The sequence below is a fragment of the Mycoplasma sp. 21DD0573 genome (assembly GCF_034863425.1).
Taxonomy (GTDB): Bacteria; Bacillota_I; Bacilli_A; order Mycoplasmatales; family Metamycoplasmataceae; genus Mycoplasmopsis.
The window spans coordinates 43,331-69,829 of the sequence record NZ_JAYFEZ010000001.1; the positions used below are offsets into that span (position 1 = coordinate 43,331).

Annotated in this window: 24 protein-coding genes; 16 read left to right on the forward strand and 8 right to left on the reverse strand. The window is 28.8% G+C overall.

Features of this window, described 5'->3' with window-relative positions:
- Positions 1-311: 311 nt before the first annotated feature.
- Genes gpmI through prfA form a run of 3 tightly spaced genes read right to left on the reverse strand, consistent with a single transcriptional unit; the run spans position 312 to position 3,603 of the window.
- A complete protein-coding gene (gene gpmI, locus VBM86_RS00175; protein ID WP_323189446.1) occupies positions 312-1,817 on the reverse strand; it encodes a 2,3-bisphosphoglycerate-independent phosphoglycerate mutase in 1,506 nt (501 codons plus the stop codon).
- Between the two features lie 11 nt (positions 1,818-1,828).
- Positions 1,829-2,539, reverse strand: coding sequence for a peptide chain release factor N(5)-glutamine methyltransferase (prmC, locus tag VBM86_RS00180; RefSeq protein WP_323189447.1), 711 nt, complete (start codon positions 2,537-2,539; stop codon positions 1,829-1,831).
- Positions 2,539-3,603, reverse strand: a complete 1,065-nt coding sequence (prfA, locus tag VBM86_RS00185) for a peptide chain release factor 1 (protein ID WP_323189448.1) — start codon at positions 3,601-3,603, stop codon at positions 2,539-2,541. Before prfA ends, prmC begins: the two co-directional genes overlap by 1 nt.
- 179 nt (positions 3,604-3,782) lie before the next feature.
- On the opposite strand from prfA, the gene topA reads away from it, so the two are divergent.
- The 3 genes from topA to VBM86_RS00200 all read left to right on the forward strand — a co-directional run bounded on the left by topA (position 3,783) and on the right by VBM86_RS00200 (position 8,105).
- The gene (topA, locus tag VBM86_RS00190; protein WP_323189449.1) at positions 3,783-5,657 is read left to right on the forward strand and encodes a type I DNA topoisomerase; all 1,875 of its coding nucleotides are present in this window, start codon (positions 3,783-3,785) and stop codon (positions 5,655-5,657) included.
- 163 nt (positions 5,658-5,820) lie between these two features.
- Positions 5,821-7,671 (forward strand): tRNA uridine-5-carboxymethylaminomethyl(34) synthesis enzyme MnmG, encoded by a 1,851-nt coding sequence (mnmG, locus tag VBM86_RS00195; protein ID WP_323189450.1) that lies wholly within the window; start codon positions 5,821-5,823, stop codon positions 7,669-7,671.
- Positions 7,671-8,105, forward strand: coding sequence for a 23S rRNA (pseudouridine(1915)-N(3))-methyltransferase RlmH (locus VBM86_RS00200; protein ID WP_323177493.1), 435 nt, complete (start codon positions 7,671-7,673; stop codon positions 8,103-8,105). Before mnmG ends, VBM86_RS00200 begins: the two co-directional genes overlap by 1 nt.
- A gap of 19 nt (positions 8,106-8,124) precedes the next feature.
- On the opposite strand, the gene VBM86_RS00205 is transcribed toward VBM86_RS00200, so the two are convergent.
- Both VBM86_RS00205 and VBM86_RS00210 read right to left on the reverse strand, forming a co-directional pair.
- Positions 8,125-8,508, reverse strand: coding sequence for an MAG1140 family protein (locus tag VBM86_RS00205; protein WP_323189451.1), 384 nt, complete (start codon positions 8,506-8,508; stop codon positions 8,125-8,127).
- Complete coding sequence (locus VBM86_RS00210) at positions 8,492-10,549, reverse strand: Mbov_0121 family peptidase domain-containing ABC transporter (RefSeq protein WP_323189452.1); 2,058 nt, start codon at positions 10,547-10,549, stop codon at positions 8,492-8,494. The genes VBM86_RS00205 and VBM86_RS00210 overlap by 17 nt, the downstream gene beginning before the upstream one ends.
- Positions 10,550-10,698: 149 nt before the next feature.
- Between VBM86_RS00210 and VBM86_RS00215 the strand changes: the two genes are divergently transcribed.
- The 13 genes from VBM86_RS00215 to VBM86_RS00275 all read left to right on the forward strand — a co-directional run bounded on the left by VBM86_RS00215 (position 10,699) and on the right by VBM86_RS00275 (position 22,163).
- Positions 10,699-11,139: an RpiB/LacA/LacB family sugar-phosphate isomerase gene (locus VBM86_RS00215; RefSeq protein WP_323189453.1), complete on the forward strand. Its 441-nt coding sequence runs from the start codon at positions 10,699-10,701 to the stop codon at positions 11,137-11,139.
- 2 nt (positions 11,140-11,141) lie between these two features.
- Entirely contained in the window at positions 11,142-11,387 is a 246-nt protein-coding gene (locus VBM86_RS00220) for a DUF2188 domain-containing protein (RefSeq protein WP_257089736.1), read from the forward strand.
- A 200-nt stretch (positions 11,388-11,587) separates the two neighbouring features.
- Positions 11,588-12,250, forward strand: coding sequence for a LemA family protein (locus VBM86_RS00225; RefSeq protein WP_323189454.1), 663 nt, complete (start codon positions 11,588-11,590; stop codon positions 12,248-12,250).
- 1 nt (position 12,251) lies between these two features.
- Complete coding sequence (locus VBM86_RS00230; protein WP_323189455.1) at positions 12,252-13,364, forward strand: DUF3137 domain-containing protein; 1,113 nt, start codon at positions 12,252-12,254, stop codon at positions 13,362-13,364.
- Between the two features lie 112 nt (positions 13,365-13,476).
- Positions 13,477-14,139, forward strand: coding sequence for a LemA family protein (locus tag VBM86_RS00235; protein WP_323189456.1), 663 nt, complete (start codon positions 13,477-13,479; stop codon positions 14,137-14,139).
- Between the two features lie 5 nt (positions 14,140-14,144).
- The gene (locus VBM86_RS00240; protein ID WP_323189457.1) at positions 14,145-15,254 is read left to right on the forward strand and encodes a DUF3137 domain-containing protein; all 1,110 of its coding nucleotides are present in this window, start codon (positions 14,145-14,147) and stop codon (positions 15,252-15,254) included.
- A 98-nt stretch (positions 15,255-15,352) separates the two neighbouring features.
- Positions 15,353-16,540 (forward strand): phosphoglycerate kinase, encoded by a 1,188-nt coding sequence (locus tag VBM86_RS00245; RefSeq protein ID WP_323189458.1) that lies wholly within the window; start codon positions 15,353-15,355, stop codon positions 16,538-16,540.
- A gap of 189 nt (positions 16,541-16,729) precedes the next feature.
- A complete protein-coding gene (locus VBM86_RS00250) occupies positions 16,730-17,197 on the forward strand; it encodes a hypothetical protein (RefSeq protein ID WP_323189459.1) in 468 nt (155 codons plus the stop codon).
- Positions 17,198-17,422: 225 nt separating this feature from the next.
- Positions 17,423-17,962, forward strand: coding sequence for a variable surface lipoprotein (locus tag VBM86_RS00255; protein ID WP_323189460.1), 540 nt, complete (start codon positions 17,423-17,425; stop codon positions 17,960-17,962).
- A gap of 194 nt (positions 17,963-18,156) precedes the next feature.
- Positions 18,157-18,495 carry a 30S ribosome-binding factor RbfA gene (gene rbfA, locus VBM86_RS00260; RefSeq protein WP_257089750.1) on the forward strand — a complete coding sequence of 113 codons (339 nt, stop codon included), beginning with the start codon at positions 18,157-18,159 and terminating at the stop codon, positions 18,493-18,495.
- Positions 18,496-18,542: 47 nt separating this feature from the next.
- The gene (locus VBM86_RS00265) at positions 18,543-20,324 is read left to right on the forward strand and encodes a hypothetical protein (RefSeq protein WP_323189461.1); all 1,782 of its coding nucleotides are present in this window, start codon (positions 18,543-18,545) and stop codon (positions 20,322-20,324) included.
- A 247-nt stretch (positions 20,325-20,571) separates the two neighbouring features.
- A complete protein-coding gene (metK, locus tag VBM86_RS00270) occupies positions 20,572-21,720 on the forward strand; it encodes a methionine adenosyltransferase (RefSeq protein WP_323189462.1) in 1,149 nt (382 codons plus the stop codon).
- Positions 21,699-22,163 (forward strand): NUDIX domain-containing protein, encoded by a 465-nt coding sequence (locus VBM86_RS00275; RefSeq protein WP_323189463.1) that lies wholly within the window; start codon positions 21,699-21,701, stop codon positions 22,161-22,163. Before metK ends, VBM86_RS00275 begins: the two co-directional genes overlap by 22 nt.
- 270 nt (positions 22,164-22,433) lie before the next feature.
- On the opposite strand, the gene VBM86_RS00280 is transcribed toward VBM86_RS00275, so the two are convergent.
- Genes VBM86_RS00280 through VBM86_RS00290 form a run of 3 tightly spaced genes read right to left on the reverse strand, consistent with a single transcriptional unit; the run spans position 22,434 to position 26,491 of the window.
- The gene (locus VBM86_RS00280) at positions 22,434-24,365 is read right to left on the reverse strand and encodes an ABC transporter ATP-binding protein (protein ID WP_323189464.1); all 1,932 of its coding nucleotides are present in this window, start codon (positions 24,363-24,365) and stop codon (positions 22,434-22,436) included.
- Positions 24,343-26,103, reverse strand: coding sequence for an ABC transporter ATP-binding protein (locus tag VBM86_RS00285; RefSeq protein ID WP_323189465.1), 1,761 nt, complete (start codon positions 26,101-26,103; stop codon positions 24,343-24,345). Before VBM86_RS00285 ends, VBM86_RS00280 begins: the two co-directional genes overlap by 23 nt.
- Position 26,104: 1 nt before the next feature.
- Positions 26,105-26,491, reverse strand: coding sequence for a transcriptional regulator (locus tag VBM86_RS00290; RefSeq protein WP_257088616.1), 387 nt, complete (start codon positions 26,489-26,491; stop codon positions 26,105-26,107).
- Positions 26,492-26,499 lie beyond the last annotated feature (8 nt).

Sequence of the window (26,499 nt, forward strand, 5' to 3'; positions counted from 1 at the left end):
ATGACTAAAATAAAATTAAAATTTTATTTTATAAGTCTTTTTATTTTATTTTAATCTATCTTTTATTTATCAAAATATTTATTCTATTTTTGTGTGTAAATTTTATATGAATTATTTCTGTTTTTGTTAGTGTGATTAAGCACTAAAATTAACTAATTTAATTAAATAAAAAGTACATTTAGTACCTTTAAGATTTGTAGTAAATGTACTTTTAAGTGCTTTATATAGGTGTAAAAGTTTTATTAAGCTTACTGAGTATATCTAATTATAGACATAACAATAGAGTAGTTAATTAAACTTTTTTAATTTAATTATTTAACTAATAAAGATTCTTCATCCATTTCTTTAGGTTTAGAAATATTGATGTAATCTAAAACAGTAGGTGCAACGTTAGCTAATTTTCCATCTTTTAATTTAACGTTTTTATCTGTACAAATTAACATAACCGGACTTGATGTATGTTTTGTAGCTGGTTTACCATTTTCATCTTCTGTGATTTCAGCATTTCCATGGTCAGCTGTGATGAATACTGTAACATCATTCTCTTCAGCTCATTCAATAACTCTTTTAATTTGTGAATCTAAGAATTCAACTGCTTTGATAGCGGCTTTTAAGTTCCCTGTGTGTCCAACCATATCAGGGTTTGCATAATTCATAATTGTTACATCATAATTTAATGCGTTTGCTAATAATTCGTCTGTAATTCCTTCTGCAGACATTTCTGGTTCATCAGCATATGATTCAACTTTAAGTGAGTCAACCATAATACGTTTTGAATTTTTAAATTCAATGTCGTTTCCACCGTCCATAAAGTATGTAACGTGAGCATATTTTTGAGTTTCAGCAATTCTTAATTGATTTAAGTTAGCTAATTCTAAAACTCTACCAATTGGCATATTGATTTCCATTTCTTTGAATGCAACAATTGTGTCAATTCCTTCATATTTCATCATTGAAACAAATTTGTTAATTACAACTGGATGAGCCGGTTTGTTTGGATATAATGGTGAACCAATAAATAAGTGTGTTAATTGTCTTGCTCTGTCAGGTCTGAAGTTAAAGAAGATAATTGAATCGTGATCTTTTACAAAGTTACTTTTTGGAAGTGTTTCATTAATAGCAGGTACAAAGAATTCATCTGTAATTCCTTCTGCATATTGTTTGTTTACATAATCAATTACATTGTCAAATTTAACATCTAATAAACCTAAAATAGCATCGTATGCTTTATCAACTCTATCAAACATTGAGTCTCTATCCATTGCATAAAATCTTCCTGAAATAGATGCGATGTGGTATCCATATTTGTCACATAATGCAACTAATTTTTCAAGTGAAGGAATAATTGATTTAGGAGCAACGTCTCTACCGTCTCCAAAAACATGAACTAAAACATTTTTAACTCCATGTTCGTGTGCTGCTTCAATTAATTCAAATAAGTGATTTTCAAGTGAGTGAACCCCACCAGGTGATAAAAGCCCCATTAAGTGCAATGTTGAATTATTTTTCTTAACATCATCAAACGCAGTTACAAAAGCCTCATTTGATTTAAATGTATTATCATCAAGAGATTTTTGAATTAATGAAAGCCCTGTGTAAACAACTGTTCCAGCTCCAATGTTTAAGTGTCCTACTTCAGAGTTTCCCATTTGTCCTGCTGGTAATCCTACATATTGACCTGAAGCTTGAATAAGTGAATTTGGATAATTTGCAAATAAGTTATCAAATGTTGGTGTGTTAGCTAATGCAAATGCATTACCTTGTGTTTGTTCTCTTAAACCTAAACCATCAATAACAATTAATACTGTTTTTTTCATTTTTTCTCCTTTTAGTCAAATTCTATAACAGCAAACCTGTTTTTAGAACTCATATCTTTATGTATAGTAATTTTATATTTTTCTTGTAATTTTTCTCAATATTTAATGTGAAATGGATTGATTTCAAAATAGATTTTTCCACCTTGTTTTAAGTAGTTTTCTGCATTGTTAATTATTAAATCATAAAAATAAAATCCATCGTCTTTTGCATATAATGCATGAAGCGGCTCTCAATCAGTGACTGATTTATCTAATATTTCAGTTTCCTGAATGTAAGGTGGATTTGAAACAATTAAATCAAATTTTTGATTGATATTTTCAAACATATCTGATTGAATGATGTTAATCATAACATCATTTTTTTGTGCATTTATTTTAGTTTGCTCAATTGCTTCATAATCTATATCTGATGCAGTTATATTTCAAGTTGGATTTGCTTTTTTTAGAGCAATTGCAATAAAACCTGAACCAGTACATAAGTCTAAAACATCTAAATTTTGTTTTTTATTTTCTGAATTAACTAATATAACTAGTTCTTCTGTTTCGTATCTAGGGATTAAAACTTTTTTAGAAACATCAATAGTTACATCTGCTAATTCAACATAACCCATTATTTTTTGAACCGGCATTCCTTTTTGAAGTTGTTCTAATTCAAAAGAAGATACAGTTTGTTCTAAACCATATCTTCTTTTTTCTAATAATAAATCTTCTCTTGTAGGCATTAAATTCCAGCTTCTTTGATTTTTTCGTTTTGTTCTTCTGTAAGTAATGCATCAATAATAGGATTAAGTTTTCCTTCCATAACAGGAAGTAAACTTGTAGAGTATGAAATTCTATGGTCTGTAACTCTATCTTGAGGATAGTTATATGTTCTGATTTTTTCACTTCTAGCGCCAGAACCAGCTAATTTTCTGTAACCTGATTCTTCTGCTTGTTTTTTCTGTAACTCAATGTCGTAAAGTTTTGATTTAAGAACTCTCATTGCGATTTCTCTGTTTTGAATTTGGTTTTTACCTTCTTGACAAGTTACAACAATTCCAGTTGGGAAGTGTGTAATACGAACTGCTGAGTCAGTTGTGTTAACTGATTGACCACCGTTTCCTGATGAACGGTAAACGTCAATTCTGATTTCTTCAGATTTAATTTCAACTTGAATATCATCATCGATTTCAGGCATAACTGTAACTGTTGCTGTTGAAGTATGGACTCTACCTTTAGTCTCAGTTGCTGGAATTCTTTGAACTCTGTGAACACCTGATTCAAATTTAAGTTTTGAATATGGTCTGTCACCTTTTACAGCAAATGTAACCAAAGTAAATCCACCAGCTTCAGATGCTGATGCATCTAAGAGTGTGATTTTCATATCATTTTGTGAAGCTCATTTTGTGTACATTCTATATAAGTCACCTGCAAAAATGTTAGCTTCATCACCACCAGCTGCTCCACGAATTTCAACAATAACGTCTTTTTCATCGTTTTCATCTTTAGGAAGAATTAAGATTTTAAGATCTTCAGATAAATCTTCCATTGTTTTTTCAGCTTCATTAATTTCCATTTTTGCAAGAGCAACTAATTCTTCATCTGATTCACCTAACATTTCTTTTGCATTTGCTAAGTTAGCTTCAGCTTCAAGGTATTTATCAAATGCTTCAACAATATCTTTAATTGAGTTAATTTCTTTATTAATTTTTGTGTATTTTTTAATGTCAGAAATTATTTCCTGATCTTGTAAAGATTTTTCTAATTCATCGTGCTTATTTTTAATTTGCATTAAAGAGTTATACATAGTTAATTCCATAGTTAGTATATTTTAACACATAAAAAATCTAAAGTTTTAAAAGATTGCTCTATTGTTGTGTGATGTAAAAATTTTTACATTTCCTAATTATTAAAATATTAATAATTAATATAAGCAGAATAATTTAAATGCTTTTGATTTTCTAAAAAAAGTATATATTTTCCATTATGAGTGCAACAACCTTGAAGAAAAAATTAATTATTGTCGAGTCACCTACAAAGGTTAAGACAATTCAAAAATATGTTGGAGATGAATACAATGTTATTGCATCTGTAGGTCATTTCCTTAGAATGAAGATTTCTGGTCTTTATTCATTAGGTATCGATTTTGATACTTGGGAACCTCTTTATACAGCTGATAATACAAAGAAAAATATTATCAACGAGCTTAAAAAAGCAACAAAAGAAGCAGAACACGTTTATATAGCAACTGACCCTGACCGTGAAGGAGAAGCTATAGGGTACCAATTAGTTGATTATTTAAAAATACCCAAAGAAAAATACTCACGTATTAAATATAATGAGATTACTAAAGATGCTATTTTAAGATCCTTAGATAATCCGACAGGTATTGATGATGCTCTTGTTAATGCTCAAAAGAGTCGTAGAATGCTTGACAGAATTATTGGATTTAGATTATCTTATTTATTAAGATATAAATTTAAAAATACACCAGGTCAACCTACAGCAGGAAGAGTTCAATCAATTGCTCTTAAACTAATAGTTGATAGAGAAAAAGAAATCAGAGCATTTATTCCTGAAAAATACTTTACTCTTGATGCTAAATTAAATAACAATCCCGTTTTAGCTGCATATCATAATGAAGCTAATGAATCAGATAGAAAAAACTGAATTTACAGTTCAGAAGTTGATGTAATCAAAGAATACTTTGAGTCAGCTCCTAAAGTTTTAAAAGTAACTAACAAAAAAGTTTCTGATAGAAAAGTTGGAGCAATTCAACCATTCAAACAGGCTGTTTTATATAAAAAGTCACCATTTTCATCTAATTCAACAACAAACATTCTTAAAAAACTTTTCGAAAACGGTTTAATTACTTACCCGAGAACAGATTCAACACGTTTATCTCAATCGTTTATTGATGATGCACATAAATTTATCAAAAATAAGTGAGGTGAAGATTATATTGCTGATGAAATTAAAGGATTTAGTGGAGACCAAGATGCCCACGAGGCCATTAGACCATCAGATGTTTCATTAACACCTGAACAAGTTCAAATTCACTATCCAAAAATGGAAGATAATGATGTAAGAATTTACAAATTAATCTATGATACAACACTTCAAGCTTTAATTAAGCAACCAATTAGAACAAGTGTTCAATATACTTATGTAAATGATAAATACACATTTAAAAATTCTTATTCAACAATTAAATTTAATGGTTACTATGTTGTGACAGGTAAAGAATCTGAACAAGTTGATCCAAATTACGAAATTGATCAAGAAGTTAAGGTTGATGAGTTTATCTTATGTGATCACGAAACAAAACCAGCACCAAGATATAACGATGGGACACTTATTGAAGCGCTTGATAATATCAAAGTTGGTCGTCCATCAACATTTGCTTCAACAGTTCAAATTGTTAAAGATAGACGTTTTGTTGAATTAAACAATGGTGCATTACATCCTACTGAATTTGGTGAAATTATCTTACAAAACTTAATCGCAGCTTTTCCTAATATTATTAACGAAAGTTATACAGCACACGTTGAACAAGAATTAGACCAAATTGCTGAAGATGAAATCACTAAAAATGAAGTTATGCAAGATTTCTGAGATAACTTCCTTGTTGAATTTGATAATGCACAAGGTAAAATTACACCTTACACATTCAAATTAGAACAATTGGACACAACTTGTCCTGAAGATGATGGTATCTTAGTTAAAAGATATAACAAGAAAAATCAACCATTCATTGCTTGCAAAAACTTCCCTAACTGTAAATTCACAAGAAACATCGAACCAGATGATTTTCCGAGCGAATCAGATGATGAAGAAATCATCGATGAGTATGATGATTAATTAATTAAAATTATTTAGATGAGCAGATTTAAAAGTCTGTTCATTTTTTAATTAATTTTGTTATTTTAATTGCGCTATTTAATCAAAAACATCAATTTAGACCATAAAATAAACTAATTTTATGATTTTTAAAAATTAAAAAATAAATTAAAATTATGAAACTATGAATAATAAAGGTATTTTAGAGAACAAAAAAGAATTTGAAGCAATAGTTATAGGTGGAGGCCACGCTGGTGTTGAAGCAACTTTTGCTTTAGCTAATATGGGTCACAAAGTAGCTCTTATCACTTTTGATCTTTCAAAAGTTGCTATGATGCCTTGCAACCCATCAATTGGTGGACCTGCTAAAGGAATTATTACACGTGAAATTGATGCACTTGGTGGAGTTCAAGGTTACTTTTCAGATTTAGCAATGATTCAAATTAAGATGCTTAACGAATCAAAAGGACCTGCAGTTAGAGCTATGAGAGCTCAAATTGATAAAGAAAAATATTCAGCACTTATTTTAGAAGCATTACAAAATCATAAAAATGTAACTTTAATTGAAGGAGTTGCAGAGGATATTCTTGTTGACGATAATAGCCAATTTAAAGCGATCAAAATGGAAGATGGTTCGATTTTAGATGCTAAAGTTTTAGTTATCACAACTGGAACGTATATGAACTCAAGAATTCTTAGAGGTGATGAAATTAAAATTTCAGGACCTGATAATCAAAAAACAACACCAAAATTATCACAATCACTTGCTAAGTTAGGTTTTGATTTACAAAGATTAAAAACAGGAACACCTGCTAGAGTTTATGCTGATTCAATCGACTTTTCAAAAGTTGAAAAAGAAGAACTTAATGATACTTATTTAGCTTTCTCATCCCGTTCAAATGTTAAACTTGATAAGCAAATTTCTTGTTATTTAACTTACACAAACGAGAAAACACACGAAATTATTAGAAATAACATTGATAAATCAGCTATGTATTCAGGACTTATCGAAGGGATAGGTCCAAGATACTGCCCAAGTGTTGAAGATAAAGTTATGAGATTTGCTGATAAAGAAAGACATCAAGTTTTCTTTGAACCAGAAACTGCTGATGGTTCAATTATTTATGTAAACGGAATGTCTACATCAATGCCTATTGAAGTTCAAGATTTAATGTTAAGAACAATTCCTGGTTTAGAAAATATGAAGGTTCAAAAATGAGGATATGCAATTGAATATGATGCATTGAATCCATTGCAAATTACACCTACATTAGAATCTAAAGTTATCAAAAACATCTTTACAGCTGGTCAAATTAATGGAACAAGTGGATATGAAGAAGCAGCGGCTCAAGGTCTTATTGCTGGAATTAATGCAGGAAGAAAACTTGAAGCTAAAGAACCATTGATTCTTAAAAGACACGATGCTTACATTGGTGTTTTAGTTGATGATTTAGTTACAAAAGGGACTAAAGAACCTTACAGAATGTTAACTTCAAGAGCTGAATATCGTTTATTATTAAGAAATGATAACCCTGATATTAGACTTGCAAAATATGGAAATGAAGTTGGTTTAGTTTCTGATGTAGATTACCAAAACATAATTAATAAATACCAAATGATTGATGAAAAAATCAATGAAATAGAAAACACATACTTATCATCTAAATCAGAATTAGCTAAAAAACTTGGAGTAGAAAATGGAGTTTCAATGTTAAGAGTTTTAGCTAGACCAGATGTTGATCCGGTTGATGTTTTAGGTGACTTCCCTTACAAAAATGAATTAACTATCATGGTAAGACTTGAAGGTTACATTAAGAAGCAAAAATCTGATGCTCAAAAAATGAATAAATTAGAAGACTTTAAAATACCTGAAGATATCGATTATTCAAAAGTTCAAAACATAGCTACAGAAGCTAAACAAAAACTTGAAAAAATTAGACCTTTAACAATTGGACAAGCATCAAGAATTAGTGGAATTAACCCAGCTGACATTCAAATGCTTATGTTCCATATTGAAAGTAGAAAAAACAAATAATGAAACTAAATATAGTTGCAGTAGGTTCATTAACAAAAGATTTTCAAGTTTTATATGATGATTATGTTAAGAAAATTAACTTCTTTGCAAAGATTAATTTAATTGAAATTAAAGAACAAAAGATAGATAACATTCAGTTAAAAATTAAAAAAGAAACTGAAATGATTTTAGAAAAGATACCTAAAAATTCAAAAGTCATCTACTTATCATTACAAGGAAAACAATTAAGCTCTGAAGAGTTTGGTTCAACATTTTTAGATATTGATAATGTAACTTTTGTGATTGGTGGTTCAAATGGAGTTGATGAAGAAATGTTTGCTAATAAAATTAACTTCTCAAAAATGACCTTTCCACATCAATTATTTAGAGTTATGTTAGTTGAGCAAATTTATAGAGCATTTACAATTAGAAATAATATTACTTATCATAAATAAACTCTGTAATGGAGTTTTTTTATATACTTCCCAAGACATATTTGATAAATAAAGTTTGATCAATTAGTAAATTAACTTGAATTTGTCTAATGTTATTTTCATTTACAAATAACTTCAGTTCATCACTTTTAATAAGAACATCAGAGTGATCTTGATTAGAAATATCGATATTGAATTTATAAAATTCATTATCATAAACAAAACTAACATAACAGGTATCTAGTTTTTGATTATCAATGTTGAAGTTGTATAAATATAAATCATCACCTTCTGCAGTTATTAAAACTGTTTTATATACATTTACTTTAGTTGAACATAAGACTAAAATGAGCGCTACGAAAATGAAAAATAATATAAGTAGTATGCAGAAATTTCACTTATGTTCTTTAAGATAAGTTTTCAATATTCACTTCCTTAGAATCATCGAAAATATATCTATTATTGTGTGAAATTTCTACAACTAATTTATTTTGCAAATTATTTTTAATAATAGGTTTTAGTTTTTCGAACATTGATTTATCAATATTTGCAAAAGCTTCATCTAGTATCAATAAATCATAGTCATTTAAAAATATATTAAGCAAATTAACAAATTGAACCTGACCACTAGATAATTGGTCCAGTGATGAGTTTAAATTAATGTTTAATTCATCAATTAATTTATCTAATTTATTGTTTTCTAAAATTGACTTGAAAATACTAATATCACTTACACATAGGTATTCTAGTGTTCTAATCTTTAAATTCAGCATCTGATTTGAAATATATAAAACTCTTTGTTTGTATGTTTCATCTAAGAATGGATTGAGCTTTTGATCATTAACTTTAATAATTCCAGATAAACTCTCACACGAGCCATTCAATATAGAACAGAGTGTGCTTTTTCCTGAACCATTTTTACCGACTAAATGTATGTTCGAATCAATCAATAGTTTACTAATTTCTAAATCTTTATTGACTTTTAATGAATTATATGAATAACTTATATTAGAAAGTTGAATTTTAATTATTCTTTCCTTCTGTAAGCTAGTTTTAGGTATTTTTAAGTCTTCAAAATTTAATAATGAAATCAAATCTAAATCCTTTTTATATTGACTATAACTAGTTATTAATGGAATTATATTTCTAATTGGATTAGTGAATAAAGAAACACCAGTTAAAAAGAAAATTAAATTGACAACACTCAAATTTTGATTTCAAATTTGAATAGTTCCTATTATTAAAATTAATAAAGGAACTAAAAAGTTTAAAAATGAACTTAAATAATTAATTAAGCTTTGTTTATTTTTGAAAATAATTGAATCGCTATGCAATTTCTCATTCACATAAGTAGATTTAAGATTTAAATTATTAAGCAGATTTTCATTATGTGAAGTTTGATTTAATTTGTAAATATTAAATAAGGTATCTTCAAACATAATTGAGTTATTGAGTAATTTATTGAAGTTATTATCAAAATTAGTTTTATTAATAAAACTTAAAATCAATGTAATTACTGAATAACAAAAAATTATTAAAAGCAACACTCAATTTATATTGATTAGTAAAATAAATGAAACAGCAATCGAAATAACTGTGCTAATTAATTCAGGAAGAAAACATAATTTAAATAAACTTAAATTATCAAGTGCAATAATTCTGTTTTTAAAATCTGCAAAAGTTAGCAAATTAATTACTTGCTTATTTTTAAATTTCAATTCATTTATTAAATTATTAATTAAATCACTTTTATATTTAGTTGCTATTTTATACATCAGTTGTCTGGTTAGTAGGTTGAACGTGAAATTTATTAAAAATAGCACACTAAAAATCATTCCTAAAAACATAAGAATTTGATCATCTTTATTTAAAGCAATATTATTTATAATAACTTTATTCAAGAACGGAAACGAAATATAGATGCTTATTTCTATGAGTAAGCAAAATAAGTATAAAAATGAGAAGTTAGACCATAATGAAATTTTTAAACTTCTGGAGTTACTTATCAATGGATTTGGTTTTATATTTTTCTTGTTTTCTTCACCTTCATTATCAATTTGCTTTTTGTTTTTACTAAATGCAACAATAATGTTAGTGAATTTAGTTTCAAATTCATTTTTGCTCAATTTAACATCACCATCAATCGGATCATAAATATAAAATTTATTGTTCTTGATTTTCCTAATTACAATCATATGGTCCGTAGTATTATTTTTGATAACTGTTGCAATAGGAAAAACTTGCTTTTCTAACAAAAGCAATTGTTCACAATTAATTTCATAAGCATTAAGCTCCAAATTTACTTTTGAAGCAAGGAGCTTTATGTTTTCCAAACTTATACCTGCTGCACTATATTGAATTTGCAATTTTAGATTATTAATATCTAAATTTTCTTTGTAGAAAAACTCGTGAAAATAATCTAGCACATATAATGAGCAATCTCTTTGATCTACTTGTGTCTTCATCTCATTATATTTAGTAATTTTTGTCAAAAAGGAACTAAAGCACAATTTTTACACTAAAGTTTTCGCAAAATTGAAAATACAAAAGTTTTTAAAACTTTGTATAATTAATTTATCAATAAATTAATGTTCAAAATTTAAAAGGAGGACTAATGAGCAAAAAAGTAGTAGCACTTGCAAGTGACCACGCAGGTTACAAATTAAAAGACGAATTAGCATCATACTTAAAAGAACAAGGGTTTGATGTTGTGGACTTAGGACCTGAAACAGATTCAGTTTCAGTGTCATATGCTTCAAAAGGTAAGGAATTAGCTAATTATGTAGATGAAGCAAACCCTGATTTTGGTATTGCAGTTTGTGGTACAGGTTTAGGTATTTCATATGCACTTAACAGACACAAACACATTCGTGCAGCTAGAGTTACATCTGTTGATGATGCACATTTAGCAAAACAACACAATAATGCAAACGTTCTTGTATTCGGTGGAAGACAAGTAACATTTGAGCAAGCTAAAGATATGTTAAATGAATATATGAATACACAATTTGAAGGAGGAAGACATCAATCTAGAATTGATGAGCTTGACGAATAATTATGGCAAAAGTAAATGAAGTTCAAGAAAAAGAAGTTAAAGAATTAGATGCTGTTTGACACGTTTCACAACACAACGATGGCTGAAAAGTTATCAGACAAGGTGGAGTAAAAGCTATTAAAACTTTTGAAACACAAAAAGAAGCAATCGAATTTGCTAAAGAATTAGCAAAAAACAACAAAGGTAGAATGTTAATCCACAGTACAAAAGGTAAAATCAGAGGTGGATCAAACTACCAAGAAAAATAATTTAAGTTATTTAAATTTGCATAGACAGAGTAAAATCTGTCTATTTTTTTCATAATTTTTCACATAATTTCAGGATTTTTGACTTTTTACTTCCGTTTTTTTTTTTTTTTCTAGAATAGAGTTGAAATACAACAAATATTTACATATTTTGATGAATATTAGCTTGTATTTAATAAATTAACAATTAATTTAGGAGAAAAATGGCAAATTTATATTCACAAAATGAAGCTCAAAACCAAAAAGGTTTTGAACCAACAGCTTCAAGCGTTGAAATTGCAGTTCAAACTTCTACAGCTGCAAAAGTATTTTTATACATTATTATGTCTATTCCACTATTTTTAGGTTGAATTTGATACTTCCAAAGAAAAAATAGTTTAAATAGAATGCAAAATGACATTAACAATAGTGCATCAAGCATTGATGTGCAATTGCAAAAACGTAATGATACACTTGTTAAATTAGTGCAACAAGTTAAGTCATACAAAATTCACGAAGCTGAAGTTTTTGAAAATGTTACAAAAATGCGTTCATTAGCAGCTGGTGGTAGAGGAATTGAAAACTCAGCTGAATTAGAAAGCTTAAACCAATCAGTATTCGGTCGTTTAATGGCTATTTCAGAAAGTTATCCAGAACTTAAAGCAAGTGCTTTATACACTGAATTAATGGATGAAACAACATACATTGAACGTGAAATTGCTGCAGCTAGAAGAAATTACAATGCTCAAGCTAACGCGTTCAATAAAGAAATATTTACAATCCCAACAAAAGTTGTTGCTGCAATTATGGGATTATCAACAGTTAGATTATTCCAAGCATCTTCTCAAGCTAGAAAAGATGTTGATATTCAAGCGTTAGGTTTATAATATGAAAAGAGTTGAAGATTTTGTTAGTATAGAACAGTTTAAAGAAAAAACTGATCAAGTAGTACTTCCAATTATTCAAAATGCAGTAGATGATGCTTACAAGTCACCTTTATACAAAAAATATAAAAGTATGAAATATTGAATTTTAGGGTCATCTATAAGTATGATTATATCTGTTACAATAGCAATGATATGTTTTGTTATACAACTAAATGATAGAATAGCCGATGGAATGGCTAATGGAATGGCTAAACTTGTTGTATCAGGCCTTTTCTTTCTTGCTGCTTTTATTTGTTTCATATTAACACTTGTGTTTGTAAAATTAGCTAAAAAGAGAAACTTAATTTTTAGAAGCTTTATTGCAAGCAAATTAAGAGAAGATAACATTTATGGAAAAGCAGTCAATGCAGCTGATTCAAGATGAAAATATAGAAATGATGATTTTGAACCTAGTTCAATCAGACATAACTATGATTTTTCAACAGAAAGATTCGCACTCAAAGAATATGAATCATTCAAACCTGCATTTGTTCCACGAAATGCTCGATTAGAAAGCACATCACCAGTTCAAACAATTACAATCGATGATAAATATCACGCACACGTTTCAGTTGCTAAATGACTTTTAAATACAAGAAACAAAAACGGACACGAAACAAAACAAACTTGATATTCTGCTTTACTTAAAATTGATGCTAGAGAACTTAAAGAAAGAGATAGAGCAAACTTTACATACTTTGATAATAAAAATGGTCTTCAACCAGTAGAAATGGAAAACAAAGAATTTAACAAAATTTTCAAAGTTGCAAGTGATAATTCAACAAAAATGTACCAATTGTTCACACCACTTGCAATGGAAGAATTAGTTAAATTAATCAATCAAGGTTTACAACACACAAACATTCAAAAAGCTAAAGATTTTGAATATTGAGCAAACAATGATGTTGTTTACTGTTCATTTATAACTCCATCCGGGTTTATGGATATTGATATTCCGGTTTTTGTAGGTAAAAAAGACAAATTTGTTGCAAAAATTTACAAAGATGTAGTTACTGATATTTACACTTTATACTTTGTATTAGCATTAAGTTACATTCCTGTTTACTTATATTAATCAAATCGATTACACAACAAGAAATTGTTGTGTTTTTTTGTTATTTTTTATTCAATATATTTAACTTATTTTTATATAAAATTATAGGTAAATAAAAAAAAGGAGATTAAATATGGCAAATTTATATTCACATAATGAAGAACAAAACCAAAAAGGTTTTGAACCTACAGCATCAAGTGCTGAAATTCCTGCTAAAGCATCTACAGGACTTAAGATTTTTATGTACATTTTAATGAGTTTACCCTTAGGTTTAGGTTGATTTTGATACCTTGGAAAGAAAAATGAATTAAACAGAATGCAAAATAACATTAACAATAGTGCATCAAGCATTGATGTTCAATTACAGAAACGTAATGACACACTTGTTAAATTAGTTCAACAAGTTAAATCATTTAAAATTCACGAAGCTGAAGTTTTTGAAAACGTTACAAAAATGCGTTCACTTGTTTCATCAGGTAGAACACTTGAAAATTCTGCAGAATTAGACAAATTAAACCAATCAGTATTCGGTCGTTTAATGGCTATTTCAGAAAACTATCCAGAACTTAAATCAAGTGCTTTATACACTGAATTAATGGATGAAACAACATACATTGAACGTGAAATTGCAGCTGCTAGAAGAAATTACAATTCACAAGCTAATATGTTCAACAGAATGTTATTTGAAATTCCATCTAACGTTGTTGCTGCAAATATGGGGTTATCAACAGTTAGATTATTCCAAGCATCTTCTCAAGCTAGAAAAGATGTTGATATGGTTGCTCTAGGATTATAAAAAATATGAAAAGAGCTGAAGATTTTATTAGCATAGATAAATTCTATGAAAAAGCAAATCAAACTGTATTACCAATCGTTAAAAATCATGTAAATGAAATTACTCAATTACCAATCTATGTTGATTATAAAAAAACCAATAGGTATGCACTTAGGGTGTTTTTAGCATCAATAGGCGCTTTCTTGTTTTCTGGTTTTTTTCTTGGATTAGAAGCTACAAAAGAATATGGTGGTTTTAGAGCGCTTTCGGCATTTACTACCTGTGCTATTATTTTTGCACTTGTATTTGTAATATCTATACTTGTTGCTATTGGTTTTTGAATTAAAGCATGAAATATTATTAGAAAAATTAAAAAAGAAATTATAAGTCAGCTTCATAAATCAAATATTTATGGAGTTGCGATTGAAGCTCTAATTGATAGATGAAAATATGAAGGCAAAAACTTTACACCTACATCTATAAAACATAATTTTGATCCTAACACAAATAAGTTTACAAAAGATGAATACTTAAGCACTAAACCTAAATGAATACCAACTGGCTCAGAACTAAGAGGTGTAACCGAAATTCAAACAGTTACTATTGATAATAAATATCATGCACATATATCAGAAGCACATTGAGTCGATTTCCACAGAGATAAAGATGGTAATATTCACGAAGAACATTACTATAGTGCTTTAATAAAAATCGATGCAAGAGCACTTGCTCAAAAAGACCAAGCAAACTTTACATTCTTTGGAGATAAGTTTTCTGATTTAGAACCAGTAGAACTTGAAAACATTGAATTTAACAAAATTTACAAAGTTAAATCTAATAATCCAACTAAAATGTTTCAATTATTTACTCCATTAGCAATGGAAGAAATGAATAAACTTTTCAAATTTGGTATTAAAAATACAAGCATTATCGCCAGAGGTATGCGTTATTGAGCTAATAATGATGTAATTTACGCTTCATTTCAATGTTCATCTGGATTTATGGTTATAAATTCATCTACGTTTATTGGTAATAAAGAAAAATTAATCAATACAATCTACAAAGATGTTATTAAAGATATATACTCTTTATACTTTATTTTAGCCTTAAGTTATATACCTGTATATCTTTATTAAACCTTAAATTTCACAACAATAAATATTGTTGTGTTTTTATTTAATACTTTATAATATATACACCTTATTTTATTTGTTATATTTACATAGGAGATACAATGAAAAAAGTTTTAAATGAACTTAGTTTGAAAAATAAAACAGTTTTAGTTAGAGTTGACTTTAACGTACCATTAAAAAATGGTGTTATTACATCTGCTAAAAGAATTGTAGCTGCACTTCCTACAATTCAGTACATCATCAGAAAAGGTGGAAAAGTTGTTTTATTTTCACACTTAGGAAGAGTAAAAACAGAAGAAGATTTAAAAGACAAATCATTAAGACCAGTTGCAGTTGAATTAGCTAGATTACTTAAAAAACCAGTTACATTTGTTCCTGTAACACGTGGAAACGTGTTAGAATCTGCAATCAAACAAATGGAAAGTGGTGATGTTATTTTAGTTGAAAACACACGTTTTGAAGACTTAAATAACAAAGCTGAATCTAAAAACGATCCATACTTAGGAGCTTACTGAGCTTCATTAGGTGATGTATTTGTAAACGATGCCTTCGGTACAGCTCACAGAGCACACGCATCTAATGTTGGTATTGCTTCAAACATTGCTGAATCTGCCTTAGGATTCTTAATGGAAAAAGAAGTTTCATCATTATCTAAAGTTTTACAAAACCCAGAACACCCTTATGTAGCTATCGTTGGTGGAGCTAAAGTTTCAGACAAAATCTTAGTGTTAGAAAAATTAGTAGAAATTGCTGACAAATTAATTATCGGTGGAGCTATGGCTTACACATTTATGGTAGCTCAAGGACAAAAAGTTGGAACTTCATTAGTTGAAAATGATTACATTCAATTAGCTAAAGATTTCTTAGCAAAATACTCAGACAAAGTTATCTTACCACTTGACCACGCTACAGCTGAAATGTTTGCAGACGTTGAACCTACAATTCAAGAAGGTTCAATTTCAGATGGATTTATGGGACTTGACTTTGGACCAAAATCAATCCAAAACGTTAAAGAAGCTCTTGAAGGAGCTAAAACAGTTGTATGAAACGGACCTATGGGAGTTGCTGAATTTGAACACTACAAAAATGGTACATTAGCAGTATGTGAAGCTGTTTCTAAATTATCAAACGCTTACACAGTTGTTGGTGGTGGAGATTCAGTTGCTGCTGTTGAAAAATTAGGAATGGAAGATAAATTCTCACACGTTTCAACAGGTGGTGGAGCAAGCTTAGAATTATTACAAGGTCAAAACTTACCAGGTGTTGATTCAATTCAAGACACTGAATAATTAACCGAATATTTTCACAAGTAGCACCAAAAGTGCTATTTTTTTACACATTTTGTGAAAAATTAAGGAGTTTACTTTACTTTTATTTGACAAAGGTGTATAAGTAAAATATATTCAATTTTTTCAAATTAAATATATTTAATAAATTAACAAACATTCTTTTTTAGACAAAAGAATAAAAGAGGATAAATGAAAAAAATCAAATTCTTACTTTTTGCTACAGGTGTTTTATCAGCAACATCAATGCCGCTTATTGCCAGTCAATGTTCTGCAAAAGAACAAAAATCTGAAGAACCTAAAACACCAACCAATTACGAAAATGCATTTGTATTGCAACCAGCTGGTACATTTGAAAATGTAAATGCTAAGATTCAAGAAAAAGCTAATCAAATTCGCAGATATAGTCTTTTAAAACGTTACGGAAGTTTCAATGGTATAGGAATTTTTGGTGGTATGTTTGGTAGTGAAGGAAACGATAATAAAATTCTTCTTCCTAAAGAAGGAATTGCAATTGACCAAATCCTTTCAACTATGGATGCTAAGGATAACGTGTATTTTGATGGAACTTGAAATCCAGAAACAAAAATACTTACAATTAAATACAAAATCAAAGATAATGGTGACAAAGTATACGAACAATCATTTACTTTAAGCTAGAAAAATTAAGAAAATTTCAAAATTAAATTAATCAAAATAACCAAAATATATTAGCATCTTGTGAAAAAGATGCTATTTTTTACACATTTTGTGAAAAATTAAAGAGTTTGCTTTACTTTAATTTGATAAAGGTGTATAAGTAAAATATATTCAATTTTTTCAAATTAAATATATTTAATAAATTAACAAACATTCTTTTTTAGACAAAAGAATAAAAGAGGATAAATGAAAAAAATCAAATTCTTACTTTTTGCTACAGGTGTTTTATCAGTAGCATCAATGCCACTTATCGCCGCTCAATGTTCTGCGAAAGAACAAAAATCTGAAGAACCTAAAACGCCAACCAATCCAGAACCACAACCGGTTCCTGTTAATCCAGTAAATGGTGTAACTGATAATCCAATAACTATAGCAGCTCCAGTTGACCAATACGAAAATGCATTCGTATTGCAGCCAGCTGGTACATTTGCATATGTAAATGCTAAGGTTCAAGAAAAAGCTAATCAAATTAGCAGATATGGTCTTTTACAACTTTACAAAGGTTTCAATGGTATAGGAATTAAATCTGGTGGTCAAGGCGATGATAATAAAATTCTTCTTCCTAAAGAAGGAATTACAATTGACCAATTCCTTTCAACTAGAGATACTACGGATAACAAGTATTTTGATGGAACTTGAAATCCAGAAACAAAAATACTTACAATTAAATACAAAATCAAAGATAATGGTGACAAAGTATACGAACAATCATTTACTTTAAGCTAGAAAAATTACGAAAATTTCAAAATTAAATTAATCAAAATAGCCAAAATATATTAGCATCTTGTGAAAAAAGATGCTATTTTTTACACATTTTGTCAAAAATTTAAGAAAATTCTTACATTTTAGGGTAAAAGGTGTATAAAATAGTTATAGTTATATTTATATATATTCAATAAGAAAGAAAGTATAATTTAACTATGAACGAAATTAGTTTAAAAAGAAAAGAAGCAAGATTACATCAATTGATTGCTGACATAGTGACTAATGATATTACAAATTCAAATGTAATAGACCCAGTAGTGATGGATATTCAACTATCACCTGACTTATCACACGTGAAAGTGTTTGTATCATTATTCAAAAACGAAGAAAAAGGTATCGAAGCATTAAACAATGCGGCAGGTTATGTTAAAAAAGTGTTATCCAAATCACTCGATTGACGTAAAGTGCCTTCAGTTCATTTCCACTTAGATACAGTTTCTAAGAATGGATACAAAATTGATGAAATCATTAGACAAATTAAAAATGAAAATTAGTTAAATTATTTTTCAATTTTCAAAATTGAAATTGAAAAGGAGAAATTATGAAAAGAGCTTGAAAAGTTGCATTCACCATTTTAGGAGCTGCAGCATTAGGAATAGCTATTGTTACAATTCCTATGGCAGTTTTAGGAAAGTTCAATAAAGGCGACAATAATAAAGATTCAAAACAACCTGCAAACCCAGGAACAGGAACTTCAACTAACCCTAAAGATGGTAATCAAAATCCAAACACAGGTAACCCTGGAGATGGAAACGGAGGAAACGAAACTCCTAATCCAGACCCAGTGACACCACCAGTAGAAGAAAAGAAAGTATCAGTAACACTTAATGCAGATGTTACAGGAAAGAAAACAGCTTACGTAGCTGATATTAATGACTTTACAGTTGATGTTCCAGAAGGTGTTACACTTGTTGAAAAATCAGTAGTTGACTTATATGAATTATCAAAAGCAGATACAGATGAAGGTAGAGCTGCTAAAGAATTATTATTTGCTGGAAAAGCTAAAGTTACTGTTAAAACAACAAAAGAAGGTCAAACAGAACCTACATCAGAAGACTTCGAAGTCGCAGGTTACATCTCAAAAGAAAAAGCATATGAAAAATTCAGAGCAGTTTTAGCGACAATGTCAACAACAGTTGATAAAGAACAAGAAAACAACCTTGCAATTCAACCTCAAACTGCTAAAGGTGTTTCAGCTGGTGCTAAATATTTAGCTGGTTCATATACAAACAAAACATTAGAAAATGTAATCAAAGTATCAGTTACAGGTGATGATTTAGTTAAAGGAGCATTTACAGTAGTAGATGCAAGCACAAACCTTAAAGAAGGAAAAACTAGAGTTATTCCGTACTTATACTTAGATGATAAATCACACAATGATATCTTTATGTACAAAACAGGAAGCACAGAAGCTACATCATTAGAAGATGAAGTCGAAGTTACAAAATTGCCTGTTTTAGCAATGAGTGCTGCTGGTATTGCTAATACATATCGTGTTGAAAAAGCATTCACAATTGACGAAGCAAAATTATTAGAAGCATTAAATAAACAAAGTATGAGTGAAGTTTCATTTAGTGACTTAACAGTTGACAATGTTACAGCTGCATTAAATTTCACACCAATGACAATCCTTCCAAAAGCTGGTGGTGAAGAATATGGGTATGTATTAGATGCAAACTTCAAAGAAGCATCTAAATTCAAAGTTGCAAAAATCGAAACTATTCCAGGTGATGCATCTGAAACAAGTGCAAAAATTAGTTTTGAATTTGAAACAGTTGTTCCTACAGTTGCAGAAGGTCAAAAAGTATTCTACTTCGTAAAATCAGCTGAGCCAAAAGCTACAGAATTAACAGAGGCAATGAATGGAAAGTTCTCACAAGTTCTTAATGGATTAAAAGCTAAAGAAACAACACCAGCTACAGCAGATGGAGAGGAATCAAGAACTGATACTGGTTCTACAGTATCAGAACAACCTGTTGCAGAAGCTGAATCAGCATACAAAGATGCATTCGTTGTGTTACCAACAGCTACATATGCTAACGCTAAAACTACATATGATGCTAAACAAGGTAAAATTAAAACAAACGGTTTATTACAATCATACAGTAAAGGTGCATTCTTCGGTATAACATCTGGTGGTAACGGAGAAAACAACAAATTATTCGCACTTAAAGAAGGTTTAAGCGTATCAAACATTGTTTTAAAAAATAGTAAATTCCTTGATGGAACATTAGATGAAGCAAACAAATCAGTTACAATTACATACCAAGTTTCAAGTGAAAATAATAAAGAATACACACAAACATTAGTATTACCTGAATAATAAATGATTAATTTAGAACCCACTAAAATAGTGGGTTTTATTTTGCGATTTTAATCTTATTTTCAAAACAAAAATTTTGCTTCATTTCCCTTATTTTTCTTAATCATTGTCCTGAAAAACAGAAGCAAGCGCGAGGTTATTTAATAGATTTATAGTAAAATTATCTTGCTAACTTTTTCAATGAATTTATTAGCCCAAAATAAATGACTGAATAATTAGTAAACATTTGATTAAATTAGGAGATAAAATGAGAAAACTTTTTACAAGTGAATCAGTTGGAAGAGGTCACCCAGATAAATTGTGTGACCAAATTTCTGATGCAATCTTAGATGCTTACCTTGCTTTAGATCCAACATCAAAAGTTGCTATTGAAACAATGGCAAGTGGGCATAATATTTTCATAGCAGGAGAAGTTAAATCATCTGCTGATATTGATGTTATAGAAATAGCTAAAAACATCTTAAAAGAACTCGGATACTACACAACAGAAACAAGTTTCATTACAGACATCAAAAAACAAAGTGAAGACATCGCTATGGGTGTTGAAAAAGGACACGAAATCGGTGCTGGTGACCAAGGTTTAATGTTCGGTTATGCAATTAACGAAACACCTGAATATATGCCTTTGGGAATCACATTAGCTCACGCTTTAGTTAAAAGAGCTGAAAACTTAAGACAAAATATGGAATTCAAATGAGCTAAAGCTGATATGAAATCACAAGTTACATTAGATTACACAGACAAAGACAATGTATTTGTAGACACAGTTTTATTAAGTATTCAACATTCTAAAAACTACAACGAACAAGAGTTTAAAAAATACATTAAAGAACAAATTATCTTACCTGTATTAAAAGAATACAACTTAGATGCACCTAAACACATTTTAATCAACCCAACAGGTCAATTTGTTATCGGTGGGCCTATTGGTGACACAGGTCTTACAGGACGTAAAATCATCGTTGATACATATGGTGGTTCAGCAAGACACGGTGGAGGAGCATTTTCAGGAAAAGATTCAACTAAAGTTGATAGATCAGCAGCATATGCTGCTAGATGAATTGCTAAAAACATTGTTGCAGCTAATTTAGCAGACAGATGTGAAGTTCAAATCGCTTATGCAATCGGTGTTGCTAAACCAGTTTCAATTATGATTGAAACATTTGGTACATCTAAAAACATTCCAGACAGTGTAATTGCTGACTTTGTAACTCAATTATTTGATTTAACACCTAAAGGTATCATTGATGCTCTTGGTCTTAGAAAACCTATTTTCTTACAAACAGCATACTATGGACACTTTGGCAGAAATGATTTACACTTACCTTGAGAACAACTTAACAAAGTTGAAAAACTTAAACAATTAGCTACACAATGATTGGAAGATCAAAAATAATGGATCAAAAAGTATCTGAATATTCGTGTGGTGCAATTGTTTTCAAACAATTCAAAAAACAAATTAAAGTTTTATTAATTAAACAAATTAATGATGTTTGAAATTTTCCTAAAGGACATATGGAAAATAACGAAACAAAACTTGATACAGCACATCGTGAAGTTTTTGAAGAAACATCAATTAAAGATATAACAATTTATGCAGACAAATTTTATGTTGACACATATTTTGTTAATCAAACAGGTAACTGAAAAGAAGTGACTTACTTCTTAGCAGATACTAAAACCACTTCTTGTCCTAAGAAACTGCTCTCAGAGGTCAAAAAAGCGCATTTTTACCCTGTGAAAAGAGCTTTGAATATTCTTACATATAACAAGTCAAAAGCATTCTTAAAACACGCTTATAAACAGTATTTAAATATTACAAATAGCAAGATTAAATAGTCTTGTTATTTTTTATATCTTTAGTTAATTAATTAACTTAAAAAAGATATAAAAAATCAGCACTATTTGCATAGCACTTATTAATTGTGATAATTTAAAACTTTTAAGTCTAAATTAAAGAATAAAAGTAAAATACCTTACTTGTAATTAATTAATAGCAAAATAACTTGTTTAATTTTTTTAAAAATCACTTCTCTAAATTACATTTTTTGTGATTTGTGAAGTTTTCTACTTTTATATATAAAAATAGCAAGAAATTGATTTTTCCTGCTATTTGTTTGAAGCATATTCTCATAGTTGAGCATATAGATTTTTATTTTTTATAAGTTCATCGTGAGAACCTTGTTCAATGATTTGCCCATCATTTATAACAATTATTTTAGTGGCATTTTTAACTGTGCTTAATCTGTGAGCTATGATAAATGATGTTTTGTTTTGAAGCAACTTATCGGTTGCTTTTTCTATTTGAAATTCTGTATGTGTATCAATATTAGATGTTGCTTCATCTAATATTAAAACTATTGGATTTTTATAGCTAGCTCTAGCTATAGAAATAAGTTGTTTTTGTCCTTGAGATAAATTAGAACTTGAATTAGTTAACATAGTCGAGTATTTATCATCTAGTTTTTCTATATGTTCAACTAAATTAGTTGTTCTTGAAACATTAGATAGCATTTGTTCGTCATATAAATCAGAACCATATGTTATATTGTTTTGAATTGTATCTGTAAACAACCTTGTTTCCTGAAGAACATAACCAATAGATTTTCTAAGAGAATGTTTATCAATATTCTCGATAGGTATATTGTCATACAATATCGCTCCATCAGTTACTTCGTAAAATCTAGTTATTAAGTTAACTATTGTTGTTTTTCCAGCGCCAGTTGGTCCAACGAATGCAATTTTATCTCCTGGATTAGCTACAAAACTAATATCTTTTAATGTGTAGTTTTCATCATTTTCATTGTATTTAAAATATACATTTTTAAATTCAATTTTACCTTGTGCTTTTTGGTAAATGATTTGATTTCCTACTTGTGTTTTTCAAGCATAGAAACCATCCTTATCATTTAAATTAACTTCAGTGTATTTATCATTTTTATTAATTACTTTAACTAATTTAATAGTTCCTTGGTTAATTTCACTTTTTTGAGCTAATATATCGAAAACTCTTTTTGAACCAGCTAACGCGAGCATAAATGAGCTTACTGTTTGAGTCATTGTTGAAATTGGACCTGAGAAACTTTTAGCTGATTGAGAAAATGAAACAACAATACCGATTGTTAATCCTAGAGCAACTCCGTTACCTGATTTGTTTGTGATAACAACAATTGCTCCAATCATAATAACAAGCGCATAAGCAATGTTGCTTAAGTTCTTTGATAAAGGTCATATGATTGAAGAAATAAATTCAGATTTAAAACTGTTTTTAGTTAGTGTGTTATTAATATCAGAGAACTTCTTAACTACATTAGCACTTTGACCATACATTTTAACAGTTTTAAGTCCTAAAATAACTTCTTCTGCATAACCTATCATTTGACCGTTATTTTTTTGTTTATTAATAAAGTACTTGCTTGATTTTTTACTAATAATGTATGCACTAAGTGCTATTAGTATTGTTAAAGCAACCATTATTAAACTAAGTAATCAGTTAAGTACAAATAATATTGAAAGTGATACAGTTAAAGTTATAAACGATTGAATAATTGTAATTATTGTTCTTGATAGAAACATTCTAAGTGTATCTATATCTGAAGTAAATCTAGATACTAGATTACCTTTAGATTTAGAGTCAAAGTATTTAATAGGTAAAGTTTGTATATGCTCATACAAGTCCAAACGCAGTTTAGTCATTGTTTTATAGGTAATAGATATCATTATTCTATTAGCTATGAAATCACAAATAATACTTGTTAAGAAAATAAGTGCAGATACACAAATGATTATGTAAAACTTGTCTTCATTAAATGGATTTGTTCCTAACAATAATTTGTCAACTATTACATATCCCAAAAATAGTTGGTTATATATATTACCCATTGCACTAAATATAACTAAAGTAAAAGCTAAAAGCAATCATCCTTTATTATGTTTTCATAATAAAGAAACTAACTTCTTAAATGAATCTAGCTTTTCTTCTTTAGTTAGTTTTAAATTAAGATTGTGATTAGGTGATTTAAATGATTGCATCGACCTCATCTAAACCTCCTGCATTTTGTTGTGATTGATATAGTTCATTATAGTATTTACTATGTTTAAGTAAATACTCGTGATTACCTTGAATTTGGATTTTTCCATCTTGTAACAAGATAATATTGTCACAATCTTTGATTGAACTAATCTTTTGTGCAATGATAATTTTGGTGCAATTTTGTAATTTTGACACAGCATTTTTCACGTGATTTTCTGTTTTAGAATCAAGCGCTGATGTTGAGTCATCTAAAATTAAGATTTTAGGTTGTTTAAGTAATGATTGAGCAATTGCTAATCTTTGTTTTTGACCACCAGAGAAGTTTCTTCCTCTTTGTTCTACTACCTGATCTAATTTATCTTCTAATCCATAGACATAGTCATAAATGTTTGCTTCTGATAATGCTTGATAAATTTGCTCATCAGTTGCATCAGGATTAGCAAAAAGCATATTTTCTCTAATAGTTCCTTTAAATAAAGTTGGATCTTGAAATACAACAGAAATCTGTTGTCTTAGATTATCTTTTTGAATCTTATTAATGTTAATCCCATCAATTAAAATGGCTCCATCTTTAACTGAATAAAATCTAGGAATCAAGTTAATAAGTGTAGTTTTTCCTGAACCAGTTTGTCCGATAATTCCAAACGAACTATTAGCTGGAATTCTAAGATTAATATCTTTGAGCGCTTGATGACTTGAATTTGTATATGCAAATGAAACATCCTTAAATTCAATGTCACCAATTACATTGTGTTTGATTGAGTCTTTTGCATCTAATATGGTAGGAACGTAATTTAAAATTTCTTTAATTCTTTTTGAAGCAGGAATTGACATTAAAATTTGACTTAAAACGTTCATAGTTCCCATTAGAGAACCTGAAACCATTCAGATGTATGAACCAAATGCCATAATTGTTCCAATTTGAATTTTTTGTCCTAAATACAATTGTGTTCCGACTATTGCAAGCGTAATAAATGAGCTATAAATTATTCCATTAATTAATAAGCTGTTAAAAGTTAAGTGCTTATTAACTTTGATATTAGTATCTTTAAGTGTATTAGCTAAAGATGCAACTTTGTTGTACTCTGATTTTTCAGTTACATATGATTTGATTGTTCTAATGCTGTTTAAGTTTTCTTGAATTTTTTGATTGTATAAATCATATTGTTTATACATTAGTTTGAATTTAGGAAAACTAATAAATCAGATTAAAACAAAGAAACTACATAATATTGGTAATGTTACTAAGAATATAGATGATAAAGTCAATGATAGTTTAATTGACATTATAAGTGATAATAAGAAAGTAATAGGTAACCTAATAAAAGTTCCGATTATCATCCTAAATGACATTTGAACATTATTCACATCTATATTGAGTCTATTTAAAATGGAACCATTTGTAAAATGGTCAATATCTTCAAATGAAAATTCATTAACTTGTTTAATTATTGCGTTTCTGATGTTTTGAGCATATCTAGTGGATGCAATATTTAAAAAATATATAGCTAATATACCTGTTAAAAGCGCAATAAGAGCAAGAGCTATTAGAATCGCTCCTTTTTGTAGTACAAAATTAATATCAGCAGTATTGTTTTGCAATGCATTAATTACATCATTTGAAACGTCAGGTAAAAATACCTGCATTAAAACTCCTACTAAAATTGTAAAAATAGATAAAAGACCATATATTCGAATGCCTTTTGTCAATTTTCAGAAAGTAATTTTTGGAATTGGTTTTTGCATATTATTTTTTGTTTACGCTTGAAACGTATTTTAAGTTGTGATTGTGTTCTCCAACTTCCATTACGTGTCCATCTCCAAAACATTTGCAAGCCATTTTGTCAAGTAAAGCAGGATCTGAGTGTTCCATAATTTCTTCAACTAAGTAACCATATTGTTTTTTAAATTCATTTGTTACATAGTATTTTGACTTTTTACCTTGTTTTGTTCTAGCTACCACTTTGTCTCTTCTCAAATCACCTAAGTGTTTTGAAACGTTAGCTTGTTTTTCCTTTAAAAGGTCAACTAAATCTAAAACGTCACATTCTTTTTCGTGACAAGTAAATAAGTGAATAATTAAATTTCTTTTAACGTCCTTAGACATAAATGTTAAAAATTTTTCGATTGTCATGATAAGTT